Origin of the sequence: Allobosea sp. LC85, assembly GCF_000735605.1 — a bacterium.
GTDB lineage: Bacteria > Pseudomonadota > Alphaproteobacteria > Rhizobiales > Beijerinckiaceae > Allobosea.
Genome location: NZ_JPKG01000058.1, coordinates 66,415 through 78,623, shown reverse-complemented (window position 1 = coordinate 78,623; position 12,209 = coordinate 66,415). Strand labels below are relative to the sequence as shown.

The window sequence follows — 12,209 nt, the reverse complement described above, 5'->3', positions numbered from 1 at the left end:
TGCGAGAGCGCCTTGACGGCGGCATGGATGACCCTACGAGAGCCGACTGGTTCGATGCAGCGCTTACAAATTGTTGGCCCAATGCTGCGTTAGCGGTCCATCCTGCCCATACACGGGATCCATCGGCGGAAAGCGCAGCTGCGCAATGGCCTCGCGGATCGCGCTGGTCGGTGCGTCGCGAATGATGTTGCCGCTTTGACCGGGTGGGTAGGCTCCAACCACGAGGAAGTTGCTGGAGGCATTGCCACGGCAATGTCCGGTGCCGGCCGGGAGCAGCAAAACGTTGCCGGCGCGGACTGCTAAAATCCGCCCCTTCGGCCCACCGAGCACCACCTCTGCTGAGCCGGCCGCAATGCCGAGGACCTCGTGCCCCTGCGAGTGATAATGGTGAAAGTCGTAAATCCCATTTCGCCACTGTGCCGGCCAGCCATTCGCGCCGAAGCGCGCCTCCATGGCCGTCGCGAGATCGTCTCCCCCCTCTCCAGGGAATGCGGCGTCATAGACGATCACGGGCAAGCGTGGATTGTTGGGTATCCACGCGCGCTCCTCCAGGTGAATAGCCGTCGTCGATATCGTTGCCATTGCCGGAGCCTTCCCCGGATGAAAGAGGACCGCGGGGTAACGCGCGCGTTTCACAAAAGTTCGGCCTATGGCATCGGCCCGAAAAGTGGATTGCGGTTTTCGGGGCAAAGCCGATGCAAACACAAAAGGCTCGAGCATCGGACCGGATACCATTTCCGGTCCGGTGCTCGAGCGCACGAGAGCGGAACGTGCGGGCGTGCCGTTGCAGAAGGGCTGTGGCCGTGGGGAACGGCTCGAGATTTCTGGAACGGCCGGGAGTTTTCGCCGGCACACGGGAGGAGGACAGGGCACGCTGGGTGACGGACGGTCGGCCGCACATCCTCATCGGCCTTGACGGGCGATCGTCGAAAGGGCGGTCGAGCGGCTTCGCCGAAGATCATGACCGCATGGGAGCCGTTAATAGACGGATGAATTATCCTGCCAGCCGCGCAATCATAGGCGCGCATATTGGCCCAGTTCACCGGCCTTGGCTCTATTGGAGGAAGCTTCCATGCTCATTGGCGTGCCGTCCGAAATCAAAGACAACGAAGCGCGTACGGGCCTCGTCCCGTCATCCGTGCGGGAGCTGGTTCATCATGGGCACCACGTCATGGTCCAGTCCGGAGCAGGCTTGGGCGCTGGCATCACGGACGAGGATTACATAGCGGTCGGCGCCAAGATGGTGGACGGTCCCGATAGGATCTTCGCTGAAGCCGAGATGGTGGTGAAGGTCAAGGAGCCCTTGGCCGAGGAGCGCAAGCGTTTGCGGCCCGAACAGATCCTGTTCACCTATCTGCACCTTGCTCCCGATCCGGCGCAAACCCGGGACCTCATCGCATCCAAGGCGATCTGTATCGCTTATGAGACCGTCACCTCTCCCTCCGGCGCGCTGCCGCTTCTGGCGCCCATGTCCGAAGTGGCAGGCAGGCTTGCGCCCCAGGTGGGCGCGCACGCGCTGGAGAAGGCCCAAGGGGGGCGAGGCATCTTGCTGGGTGGGGTTCCGGGTGTTCCCGCAGCATCTGTCGTCATACTCGGCGGCGGCGTGTCGGGCACACATGCGGCGACGATCGCCATTGGCATGGGTGCAAGGGTCACGGTGGTGGACCGCTCAGGCGAGCCTCTGAAGCGCCTGTCCAACCAGTTCGGCAATGCGATTACCACGGTCTTTTCTACGCAAGCGGCGATCGAGGAACTCGTGAGGCAAGCAGACCTGGTGATTGGTGCGGTGCTCATTCCCGGAGCGTCGGCGCCCAAGCTGGTCAGCCACGATATGATCCGCACCATGAAGCGGGGCTCCGTCGTCGTGGACGTAGCGATCGACCAGGGCGGTTGCTTCGAAACATCGCGTGCCACCACGCATTCCGACCCGACCTATATCGTCGATGGGGTCGTCCATTACTGCGTGGCCAACATGCCTGGCGCAGTCGCCCGCACCTCGACCTTCGCGCTCAACAACGCGACCTTGCCTTTCGTGCTGGCCATCGCCAATCACGGCTGGCGCACGGCCTTGAAACAGGATCCTCATTTGCGCCATGGCCTCAATGTGTGCGCTGGTGAGGTCACCTGCGAGCCAGTCGCAAAGGCTCAAAGCTTGCCCTTCGTCGATCCTCTCGCGGTCATTAGCCGCCAATGAAAGCAAAGCTCCCGGGGAGCGAGGCAAAACCCGCCTCGACGCGATAAAAAGCGGTCGAGATCACGCTGCGTTTGGACGAAAACGTCCAAACGCAGAAAACGTGTTCGACTCTCATAGTTTAGAGCATGCTCGCGGCCTGGGCCAAGCAACCCGGCCGGAGCGATTGCGTCAGCCTGCTGCAGCAGAATCTTCTCCTAAGGCAGAGCCTCGATGTTGCCCTCCGCTTCGTGGAATCGCGGCGAACACGCGACCGGCTGCCCATCAGAAAATGGGAACACCCTTCGAGCCTGCGGGGTTGGTACCCATTGGAAAACACCAGGGGAGTAGATCCCATGAAACGGTTTACAGGAATTGCGGTCATCGCTTTTGCTGCCCATTCGGGGCTGGCATGGGCGCAGCCTGCTATCGTCGGTCAGTCCGATGAGATGCCGCGCAGTCGCGCCGAAAGACCGGCGCAGGGCGATATGGCCCCGCGCTCTTCCGGGAGCGACCGTGGGGCGCCGCAACAGCGCCTCGACGAGTCACCGGGCGAACGACGCGGTGCTCAGATCGAACAGCCTCGCGGCCCCGAAGCGCCGCGGGGCCAGATGCCTCGGCGTGAGCGCGAACAGGTCCAGCGCGAGCAGCCGACCCCGCCCGCGGACCCGCGTGCTCAGCAAGAGTTGCGGAGAGGGCAACCTGAAGAGCGCGGTCAGGCCCAGCGGCAAAACGAACGAAATGACCGAAGGGATACCGATCGGGCTCAGCCGAACACCCGCGGGCCCGGTTCACCTGAAACCGCGCAGCCTCAGCGGCCAGATCGACGCCCCACCGATCCGAACACGGCGCGGCCTGCGCCGACCCAGGATCCGAACACGGCGCGACGTGCGCCGACCCAGGATCCGAATACCGCGCAGCCTGCGCCGACCCAGGATCCGAGTACGGCACGACCTGCACCGACCCGGCAAGACGAAGAGCGGCCGGGCACTGCACAACGCCCCAGTCCGGCGCAGCCTGGAACGGCCGGTCCTTCGCCCGCAGAAAATCGGGCTTCTCCCGGAAGCCAGAGCGCCGAACGAGCGCGTGCCGATTCCGACAGTCAGCGGATCGCCGATACGGTGCGCGAGCGGGTCGAACGCAACGAGATCCGCCCGGTGCAGAATCTGGGGATCTCCGTATCGGTCGGCGCTGCGCTGCCATCTCGCGTGCAGCTCCAGCCGTTGCCTCGCGATATTGCCGCCATCAGGCCGCAATATCGCGATTATCGCTACACCGTCTCCGACCGGGAGATCATCATTGTCGACCCGCGCAGCCGACGCATCGTCGAGGTGATCGATCGCGGTGGCGGCCGAGCTGGGACCGTCGATATCTACGCCGCCTTCGAAACCCGGCGCGATGTGAGGCGTTGGCGCCGGCCGGCTGAGATCGTCTTTCAGCAAGGTGTCGTCCTGCCCGCGAGCGCACCTTACTATGACCTTCCGGTCGAACTGGTCGAAGCCAATCCAAATTGGCGCGGATATCAGTATATCATGACGGAGAGCGACGAAGTCGCCATCGTCGAGCCGAGGACGCATCGCATTGTCGAGGTCGTCGACAAGAGCGGGTCGCGATCGGCGTCTGCAGCTCCGCAGACCACCGGTGCGCTCTCAAGCCAGGCGCGCGCTTCCGGTGATCGACATGACCTTGCGCGGATCATCCTGGGCAACGCCAAACCCGGTGAGGTTCAGGGGATCGACGGCTTGCGGGGAGCCGTCCTGCCAAGCCAGATCGTCCTTCATCCGCTACCCCCCGAGGTGGAGGAGCGCGATCAGAGGCTTCGCGGCTACCACTATACGCTCATCGGCGACGATGTCCTGATCGTCGAGCCACAGAGCCGCCAGGTCGTCGACACCATCGAATGACCGATGATGCCATGCGGCAATCGATGCGCCGACATCGATTGCCGCATCCAATCGCCCAGACAGCGTCTGCTTCTTGAGCCAAACCGGGTGGCCCATGTCGAGTGCCGAGCGGCTGCGACTATCGTCGCGTTCCCTTCACATCTGCATCGACATGCAGCGCTTGTTTTCCACCGACGGCCCGTGGCCGACTCCGTGGATGGAGCGCGTCCTACCGACTTGCGCCGAATTGACCGCTCACGCTCGCGAGCGAACGATTTTCACCCGGTTCATCCCACCGCCAACCCCCGACAGCGCGCAGGGAGCCTGGCGCGGTTACTATCGTCACTGGCGCGAGACGACACGCGACCGATTGGATCCCCGACTTCTGGATCTGATGCCGGAACTGGCTGCTTTCGTTCCCCCGGCGCTCGTCTACGACAAGCCCGTCTACTCTGCGTTCGGCGGGCACAAGCTGGTTTCCCTGCTCCGCGAGAGGAAGGTCGACACGCTCGTTGTCTCCGGGGCCGAGACGGATGTGTGCGTCTTGTCCACCATCCTGGCAGCGATCGATCTCGGGTTCTTCATTGTGGTTGCGCGCGATGCAGTCTGCAGCTCGTCAGATGCAGGCCATGACGCTCTGATCACGATGTTCGAGCTACGGTTTGCGCACCAGCTCGCAATTGCAGAAGCGGAGGAGATCCTTCGTGCCTGGCCACGAAACACGGACTAACCCTGAGGCGCCATGAATGATGCCGGGATTGGCAGCTCCCTCCATTCAATCGCCGTGTGACCTTCCTCGGAGCGATGAAAGGTAAACGTCATGGCGGACCAACCATCGCGGCGGACCTCCTGGATCAGAGACAATGGCCTGACCCTCGCGCTCGCGCTGATGTTCGCGGTGTCTCTCATCGGCATGGCGCTGACAGGCTGGCGTTCTTCGAGCGAGGAATTGATTGCTCACGGGCGGGCCGGTCAGACCTTTTTCCAATACCTGACGAGCGGAGAGTTCATCTCAGCCCTGTTCGAGAACTGGGAGAGTGAGTTTCTTCAGATGGCCACTTACGTGATGCTGACAGCGGTCCTGGTGCAGCGAGGATCGGCTGAATCCAAAGACCCCGACAAGAGCGAAGAACCGGCGAAGCAGATCGATCCACGATCGGCACCGTGGCCAGTGGCCAAAGGGGGATGGTGGAAGCAGCTCTACGCCGTCTCGCTCGGCGTCGCACTTGTCGCGCTGTTCGTTTTCTCATTTGCGATGCATTGGTTTGGAAGCCTGAAGGCTGCGAACGAGCAAGCGCTCCTGCATGGCAAGACGACAATCTCTGCGTTTGCCTATCTTCTCGATGCGCGATTCTGGTTTGAGTCGTTCCAGAACTGGCAGTCCGAGTTCCTGTCCACCGCGGTGCTCATTGTCCTGTCGATATTCTTGCGCTTCCGCGGCTCGCCGGAGTCCAAACCGGTCGAGGCTCCCCATTCCCAAACGGGCGCTTGAGTTCAACCCATGCCGCGCCGTGCTGCCCGCTCGTCGGCGACCGAAGCCGCAGCATTCCGCGATGCCAATCTCTGACGCGCGCGGCGGAACTGGCGGCATTCATGTGCGTTGCCGCCAATGATCCGTTTCAGCGTGGGAGACGACGATGGCCGCAGATCCCGTGAAGCCCAGGCGCACTGGTGCCAAGAACCGTAAGCAGGACATGTCCGAGTCTGCAGAGGACATTGGCGGCGGGATTGGCGAATTGGCAAATTCCGCCGGCGAAGCAGTGGACGAGGCTGCGTTCGTGACAGACCGGTTCGTCGACATCGCGAGCGAACGAGCCGCCGGTTTGCAGCAGCGAATCATTGACGAAATTCGCGAAAAACCGCTTCAGGCGGTCGGTTTTGCGGCGATGATCGGCTTGTTCGTCGGCTTCAGCGTGGCTCGATAGGGATGTTCGCGGGGCCAGGCAGGGTTTTGGCGGCAGAAATCGTCGGTCGATTGAAAAGGATCGCGACCGTCTACGGGCTCTATGGGGCCGCCGGACTTCTGATCATATGTGCCGCAGGCTATGCGTTGGACGCGCTTCACGCGTGGCTTGCTTCCATGTCCGGGGCGGTGCAGGCCGGCCTCCTGGTGGCAGCGATGCTGCTGTTGCTCGCCGTTTCGGCAATGGTCGTCGCCATCCTTGTCGGCCGGCGCCGGCACGCCGCGCCGGACCTTAAAGTCGTCACTCTCGCCGCGATGCCCGAACTCGGTCACCACAAGGCCTGGATTCCGGCTGTCAGCGGAATGATCGTCGGTGGCGCAGCGGCCGCGATCGGCCGTCGGCTGGGACACCGAAAAAGTCGCCACGAGGTGTCGGGCGACGCGTGAGCCTGCATTCGACGGGCAGCCCCGTCACGTCTGAAGCATCGGCCCGAAAAGTGGATCGCGGTGTTCGGGAAAGCCGATGCAATCATGGAAGGTTAGATCATCGGACCGGATACGATATCCGCTCCGATGATCTAATTTGTGGTGGATTTCGCAGCGCGCTCGGCTTCCGCGACGTTCGGGATCAGGCCTTTCCCTGCCACGAAGGCGGCAAAGTGTTCCACCCAGCCGTCAAACCGCTCCATCGCCGTGGGCTCGGCATCGAGATCGCTGGCCTGGCTGTCGGCATAGATTTTTCCGACCCCGATATCGGCGTGCTGCCAAAGCGCGTCCGGCACTTCGATCCCGGAATAGCGGCATTGCCAGACCAGGCCCTGATAGGCATCGCGCTCGTCGCAATAGGGCTCCTCCCGGGGATCGAACCAGTCCTTGTGCCGCAGGATCTTCGGGCGCCCATCCTCGCCGAGATCGGCGGCTCCCAGGTCGCCGTAGCAGAAGAACGCGGCGGTGCGGCCTTCGAGGTGGTTCCTGCTGAGCCCGGCCCAGCAATCCGACCGTTCAAGCTGCTGGGCGAGCAGCGTGTTCTTCTTCTCGATCAGGTCCGGACGTGGATTTCCGCCGTTCATGCAGACCAGCCGATCGAACATGAGCTTGAAGTTGCTGCTCGGGCCGTACCAGTTGATCGGGCCAATAAAGGCCCAGGCATCGGCCCGGGCGAGGCGTTCATAGAGGCGCAGATCCCAGAGCAGATCCGGCTGCGTCGTGCTGTCCGGCCCGTAGCAATTGCAGGGCCAGACACAGAGCGCCATCGACGAGCTGACACAGGCGTTGCAAGCCTGGATCTTCGGCTTGCCATGCTCGTTGCCGATATCCTCGTGATCGACCTGCCAGCCGATCGGCAGATGTCCGATCATCCGGTGCATCAGCGCCCTGGCCTTGGAATCCAGCCCCGGACAGCTGTTCAGCCGCCGTTGCGAGCCGGCGACGATCAGGACGCGAAGCGGCCGGTCGCTAGGATCAACCGGCTTCGGCTCATCTCCGGCGCTCTCGTTCATGGTCGAACGTCTCCTCGCCATGTCGACAAGCTTCATGTCCAGCGATCGAACTATTCTTTCCTGCCCGGGATCAGCGAGCTGAACATGGCCTTCGCCGTGCTGGTCACCACATTCCCGGTCTCCGGATCGCCACTTGCCAGCGCACCCGCCAGTCCGCGTGCCTGCGCGAAGGTGATGTGCGGCGGCAGAGGGGGCACGTTCGGGTCGGTCACCATGTCCAGGACGAAAGGCCGGTCGGCGGCTAGCGCCTCGTCCCAGGCCGGCCCGACCTGCTCGGGATCGCTGACCCGGCGACCGCCCAGGCCCATCAGCGCCGCGATCTCGGCATAGGGCAGGTCAGGCAGGTCCTGGCTGGCCGGCCATTTTGGGTCGCCGGCCTGGAGGCGTTCCTCCCAGGTTACGAAAGCCAGTTCGCGGTTGTTCAGAACCATGATCACGAGCCGGGGATCGGCCCAGCGCTTCCAGTATTTGGCGATCGTGATGAGCTCGGTGATGCCGTTCATCTGCATCGCGCCATCGCCGACCAGAGCGATGGCCGGGCGGTCCGGATGCGCGAACTTGGCAGCGATGGCGTAGGGGATGGCACAGCCCATCGTCGCCAGCGTTCCCGAGACCGAGCCCATCATCCCGCGCCGGAACCTGAGCTGCCTGGCGTACCAGACGGTCGTGGTGCCGCTATCGGCGGTGACGATGCAGCGCTCCGGCAGTCGCTCGGACAATTCCGACGCGACGCGCTGCGGATTGATCGGCGTCGCCTCGACAAGGGCGCTTTCGCGGGCTTCCTGCCAGTCCTCGCTGACATTCGCCGCGATCGTCGCCCGCCAATCCTCGGCCCTCTTGGGCTTGAGGAGCGGCAGCAGCGCCTCCAAAGTCGCGGCCGCATCGCCGATCAGATTGACCTCCATGGGGTAGCGCAGGCCGAGCATGCCGGCATCGATGTCGATCTGGACGCCGCGCGCCTGCTCCGGCTTGGGCAGGAATTCGGAGTAGGGGAAGCCGGATCCGATCATCAGCAGCGTGTCGCAGGCCTGCATCATCTCCCAGCTCGCCCTGGTGCCAAGCAGGCCTATCGACCCCGTGCAGAACGAGACGTCGTCCGGAACGGCCGCCTTGCCGAGCAGCGCCTTGGCGATGCCTGCCTTCAGCCTCTCGGCGGTGGCGAGCACGGCGTCGGTGGCGCCGAGCGCGCCGGCGCCGACGAGGATGGCGACCTTGTCGCCGGCATTCAGGACATTGGCGGCGCGCTGGAGAGCGGCATGCGCCGGCACGACCGGCGAATATTCGGTTCCGACGCCGGAATGGGTCATGCCATGCTCGCGGCCCGGCTCCTGCATGGCCAGGAGTTGCAGATCATTGGGCAGGATCACGCAGGTGACCCGCCGTTCAGCCTCTGCGATCCGAAAGGCGCGATCGATCAGATGGGGAACCTGCGCCGGCACCGAAGCGGTTTCGACATAGGCGCCGGCAACGTCCTTGAAGAGCGATTGCAGGTCGAGATCCTGCTGGTAGTGGGAGCCCATCGCCGAGCGCGCCTGCTGGCCGACCAGGGCGACGACCGGCCGGTGATCAAGCCTGGCATCATAGAGCCCGTTGAGGAGATGGACCGCGCCCGGTCCCGAGGTCGCGATGCAGACGCTGACCTTGCCGGTGAAGCGCGTTTCGCCCGACGCCATCAGGCCGGCCATCTCCTCATGCCTGACCTGCACGAACTCGATGTCGTCCTCGCGCCGGTGCAGCGCCGCCATCAGGCCGCCGATACCGTCGCCGGGATAGCCATAGACGCGTCGCACGCCCCACTCATGCAGACGCGACCAGATGAAATCCGATACGGATTGGGCCATGACTCCCTCCCGATGGCAGAGGTGCAGAAGCGCGCGAAGACAGGCGCAGAGGATGACAGGCGCAGAGCTAGTCGTTCTCTTCGGACCATCGCTCCATCGCCTCGGCCGCAGGCACGAGCAGCGTGATCGTGTTTCCCTCGACACCGGAGACGAGCCCGAGATCGAGGTAGTGGTGGGTCCCGCCCGATGCGGGATCGTCCTTCTTCAATTTGAGCAGTTGTCCCGCCAGCGCATCGATGGTGCCGACATGGCCGCGGTCGGAGCCGACGACCTCGAGCCCTTCGCGGATTTGATCTACGAACATCATGGCCTGAGCTTCCCTCATCGCGTGCGATTGAGGCTGCAACCCATGCCCCGGCTGGTTGGTTCCCCGCCCGCTGCCCGCCTTGCACCGTCAGGCCTGGGTCGCCGCGAGCGGGCCTCATTCAGACGGTCAGGGGGCACCTGTCCCCGAAGTGGCCGCCGAACCCACGGCTTGATCGAACTGTTCCGGTTCGAAGAAACACATCTCCCTCGCGATCCGTTGTCGTCGTCATGAGGCCGCGCGTCCGCGCCAGCCTTGACCACTCACGCTCCCCGGCCTCTCCATTCCCTCCTGCGTCATGCCCTCCTGCGTCATGCCTGCCACCGCCTTTCCCATGCGCCATCGTCGGCTCCCCCATCTCCGATATGGCCCAGGCTTGGCGACCTCCGGTATCGCCCAATCCACGCTACTGTTCGGCCGCTGTCGCGGTTATGATCGGCGCTCCGGATTTCACGATGGTGGCCCATATTGGATGTGCTGACCTTCAGGGCGTCGATTGCGCAGCCACAGCCGCCCGCCGGCTTGAGCCCTGCTCTGCAGGCTCTGTGGTGGGATGCAAAGGGCGATTGGCACAAGGCCCACGAGCGCGCCCAGGCGCATGAGGACAGGGCGGGCATGCATGTGCACGCCTATCTCCACCGCAAGGAAGGCGATCAATCGAACGCGGGCTATTGGTACCGGCGCTGCGGCGCTGCGCCGTCACGCCTGACGCTCGATGAGGAATGGGAAGAGCTGGTGCAGGGCCTCCTGGAGCAAGGCTGAGCCGCGGAGAGCCGCGCCGCAGGGAGCTGGAAGCAGGACCGATGGGGGCAGGGAAGGCGCATGGTCAACGAATCCATCAGACGCCGGCTTGCTGCCATCCTGGCCGCTGACGTGGTCGGTTACAGCCGGCTCATGGAGCGCGACGAAAGCAACACCCACACGCTGTTGATGGCGCGCTGGAAAGAGGTGCTGGAGCCGCTCGTCGCGCACCATCAGGGCCGCGTCTTCAAGCGCACCGGCGATGGCGCCTTTGTCGAATTCGGCAGTGCCGTCAACGCCGTCGAATGCGCCGCGGCGCTGCAGCAGGCCATGGCGGCCGCCAATAGCGGCTTGCCGGACGACCGGGCGATCGTGCTGCGCGTCGGCGTCAATCTCGGCGACATCATGGTCGAGGACAGCGATCTCTATGGCGATGGGGTCAACGTGGCTGCCCGCCTTCAGACGCTCGCCAGTCCCGGGGGCGTCGCGATTTCCGACAGCGTCCACCACCACGTCCATGGCCGCGTCGGCATCGCTTTCGTCGACAGCGGCCAACACGAGGTCAAGAACATCGCGCGCCCGGTGCATGTCTGGAGCTGGGCGCCGTACGGCGCCGGCGATGGGCAAAGCGCAGTCGTGGAGGCTCGGCCGGGGCTTCCGGAGAAGCCTTCGATCGCGGTCCTGCCATTCGACAACATGTCCGGCGATCCGGAGCAGGGCTATTTCGCCGACGGCATCACCGAGGACATCATCACCGATCTGTCCAAGGTGTCCGGCCTCTTCGTCATCGCCCGCAATTCCTCCTTCGCCTACAAGGGCAAGGCGCCGGACATCCGCAGGGTGAGCCGGGAACTCGGCGTGCGCTACATTCTTGAGGGCAGCGTGCGCAGGGCGACAGACCGGATCCGCATCAACGCCCAGATGATCGACGGCACGACCGGCGGCCATCTCTGGGCCGAGCGTTACGATCGCGGCATCGAGGATATCTTTGCGGTTCAGGACGAAGTGACCCGCACGATCGTCAGCGCGCTCCGGGTGAAACTGACAGATCGCGAAGAAGAGCGGCGCGAGGCCCGCGGCAAGGTCGATCCGGAAGCCTACGACCTGCTCGTGCGCTCCCGTCAGACCACGCTGCAGCTCAGCGCCGTATCGTCGAGGGAAGCGCGCGCCATGCTGGAGCGGGTCATCGCGATCGATCCGGGGCTGGCGGCCGCCTATGCCCGGCTGTCGATCATCGCCTTTGTCGAATACGTCAACCAGTGGAACGGCGCGACGCCTGACAATCTCACACAGGCGTTCACGCTGGCACAAAAGGCAATCGACACGGACGATACCGAGCCGCAGGCCCATATCTCGCTGGCGCTCGCGCTTGCCTGGATGCGACACCTGGACGAGGCGGAAGCCCCGGCCGAGCGGTCTGTCGCGCTCAACCCCAATTGCGCCGACGCCCATACCGCGCTTGGCAACATAAGGGAATTCCAGGGCCGGCACGAAGACGCCGTCGCGCTCTATTCACGCGCTCACCGGATCGACCCGCAATTCGACCTGTCGCTGCATTTCCTGGGACGGGCTCTCTTGAGCCTCGGACGCTTCGACGAGGCCGAGATCGCCTTCAAGCGTCGGCTGACGCTTGCGCCGCAATCGGACATGTCGCGCTTCTATCTCGCCTGTCTCTATGGTCGCACCGGGCGCCACGACGACGCGCGGCGCTATTGGCGGGAGGTCCTGGAGGTCAATCCGGGCTTTTCCGTCGATCATCTCAGGCGGACCTTGCCCTACCGGGATCCCGATCTGCTCGACCGACTGGTGGAGGGACTCCGCGAGGCCGGAATCTTCCTCTCGATATCAACGGGATAAAGCATCGGCCC

12 protein-coding genes are annotated in these 12,209 nt (G+C 64.0%); 8 read left to right on the top strand and 4 right to left on the bottom strand.

What is annotated here, in order from left to right:
• Positions 1 to 63 precede the first annotated feature (63 nt).
• A complete protein-coding gene (locus FG93_RS25955; protein WP_244448740.1) occupies positions 64 to 720 on the bottom strand; it encodes a cupin in 657 nt (218 codons plus the stop codon).
• Between the two features lie 352 nt (positions 721 to 1,072).
• Between FG93_RS25955 and ald the strand changes: the two genes are divergently transcribed.
• The 6 genes from ald (at position 1,073) to FG93_RS25920 (ending at position 6,403) form a co-directional block, all read left to right on the top strand.
• Positions 1,073 to 2,194: an alanine dehydrogenase gene (gene ald / locus FG93_RS25950; RefSeq protein ID WP_043240405.1), complete on the top strand. Its 1,122-nt coding sequence runs from the start codon at positions 1,073 to 1,075 to the stop codon at positions 2,192 to 2,194.
• 125 nt (positions 2,195 to 2,319) lie between these two features.
• Positions 2,320 to 4,074 (top strand): DUF1236 domain-containing protein, encoded by a 1,755-nt coding sequence (locus FG93_RS32060; RefSeq protein WP_081881887.1) that lies wholly within the window; start codon positions 2,320 to 2,322, stop codon positions 4,072 to 4,074.
• A 94-nt stretch (positions 4,075 to 4,168) separates the two neighbouring features.
• Positions 4,169 to 4,783, top strand: a complete 615-nt coding sequence (locus FG93_RS25935; protein WP_043240398.1) for a cysteine hydrolase — start codon at positions 4,169 to 4,171, stop codon at positions 4,781 to 4,783.
• 90 nt (positions 4,784 to 4,873) lie between these two features.
• Positions 4,874 to 5,545: a DUF6766 family protein gene (locus tag FG93_RS25930; RefSeq protein ID WP_052514213.1), complete on the top strand. Its 672-nt coding sequence runs from the start codon at positions 4,874 to 4,876 to the stop codon at positions 5,543 to 5,545.
• A 145-nt stretch (positions 5,546 to 5,690) separates the two neighbouring features.
• On the top strand, positions 5,691 to 5,978 hold the full coding sequence (locus FG93_RS25925; RefSeq protein WP_043240396.1) for a hypothetical protein: 288 nt from the start codon (positions 5,691 to 5,693) through the stop codon (positions 5,976 to 5,978).
• Positions 5,979 to 6,028: 50 nt separating this feature from the next.
• Positions 6,029 to 6,403, top strand: a complete 375-nt coding sequence (locus FG93_RS25920) for a hypothetical protein (protein WP_152579634.1) — start codon at positions 6,029 to 6,031, stop codon at positions 6,401 to 6,403.
• Between the two features lie 131 nt (positions 6,404 to 6,534).
• On the opposite strand, the gene FG93_RS25915 is transcribed toward FG93_RS25920, so the two are convergent.
• The 3 genes from FG93_RS25915 to FG93_RS25905 all read right to left on the bottom strand — a co-directional run bounded on the left by FG93_RS25915 (position 6,535) and on the right by FG93_RS25905 (position 9,603).
• Positions 6,535 to 7,455: an NAD(P)H-dependent oxidoreductase gene (locus FG93_RS25915; protein WP_052514228.1), complete on the bottom strand. Its 921-nt coding sequence runs from the start codon at positions 7,453 to 7,455 to the stop codon at positions 6,535 to 6,537.
• A gap of 50 nt (positions 7,456 to 7,505) precedes the next feature.
• Positions 7,506 to 9,296 carry a thiamine pyrophosphate-requiring protein gene (locus FG93_RS25910; RefSeq protein WP_043240390.1) on the bottom strand — a complete coding sequence of 597 codons (1,791 nt, stop codon included), beginning with the start codon at positions 9,294 to 9,296 and terminating at the stop codon, positions 7,506 to 7,508.
• Between the two features lie 67 nt (positions 9,297 to 9,363).
• Positions 9,364 to 9,603 (bottom strand): DUF2171 domain-containing protein, encoded by a 240-nt coding sequence (locus FG93_RS25905; RefSeq protein WP_043240387.1) that lies wholly within the window; start codon positions 9,601 to 9,603, stop codon positions 9,364 to 9,366.
• 465 nt (positions 9,604 to 10,068) lie between these two features.
• Here FG93_RS25905 and FG93_RS25900 point away from each other — a divergent pair, with 465 nt between their 5' ends.
• Both FG93_RS25900 and FG93_RS25895 read left to right on the top strand, forming a co-directional pair.
• The gene (locus tag FG93_RS25900; RefSeq protein WP_043240384.1) at positions 10,069 to 10,362 is read left to right on the top strand and encodes a hypothetical protein; all 294 of its coding nucleotides are present in this window, start codon (positions 10,069 to 10,071) and stop codon (positions 10,360 to 10,362) included.
• Positions 10,363 to 10,422: 60 nt separating this feature from the next.
• On the top strand, positions 10,423 to 12,198 hold the full coding sequence (locus FG93_RS25895) for an adenylate/guanylate cyclase domain-containing protein (RefSeq protein ID WP_043240382.1): 1,776 nt from the start codon (positions 10,423 to 10,425) through the stop codon (positions 12,196 to 12,198).
• The last annotated feature ends 11 nt before the right edge of the window (positions 12,199 to 12,209 follow it).

Excerpts from the sequence above, each read along its gene's own strand:
- FG93_RS25955 (WP_244448740.1), bottom strand. The coding sequence starts at position 720 with ATGCTCGAGCCTTTTGTGTTTGCATCGGCTTTGCCCCGAAAACCGCAA.
- ald (WP_043240405.1), top strand. The coding sequence starts at position 1,073 with ATGCTCATTGGCGTGCCGTCCGAAATCAAAGACAACGAAGCGCGTACG.
- FG93_RS32060 (WP_081881887.1), top strand. The coding sequence starts at position 2,320 with ATGCTCGCGGCCTGGGCCAAGCAACCCGGCCGGAGCGATTGCGTCAGC.
- FG93_RS25935 (WP_043240398.1), top strand. The coding sequence starts at position 4,169 with ATGTCGAGTGCCGAGCGGCTGCGACTATCGTCGCGTTCCCTTCACATC.
- FG93_RS25930 (WP_052514213.1), top strand. The coding sequence starts at position 4,874 with ATGGCGGACCAACCATCGCGGCGGACCTCCTGGATCAGAGACAATGGC.
- FG93_RS25925 (WP_043240396.1), top strand. The coding sequence starts at position 5,691 with ATGGCCGCAGATCCCGTGAAGCCCAGGCGCACTGGTGCCAAGAACCGT.
- FG93_RS25915 (WP_052514228.1), bottom strand. The coding sequence starts at position 7,455 with ATGAACGAGAGCGCCGGAGATGAGCCGAAGCCGGTTGATCCTAGCGAC.
- FG93_RS25910 (WP_043240390.1), bottom strand. The coding sequence starts at position 9,296 with ATGGCCCAATCCGTATCGGATTTCATCTGGTCGCGTCTGCATGAGTGG.
- FG93_RS25905 (WP_043240387.1), bottom strand. The coding sequence starts at position 9,603 with ATGATGTTCGTAGATCAAATCCGCGAAGGGCTCGAGGTCGTCGGCTCC.
- FG93_RS25895 (WP_043240382.1), top strand. The coding sequence starts at position 10,423 with ATGGTCAACGAATCCATCAGACGCCGGCTTGCTGCCATCCTGGCCGCT.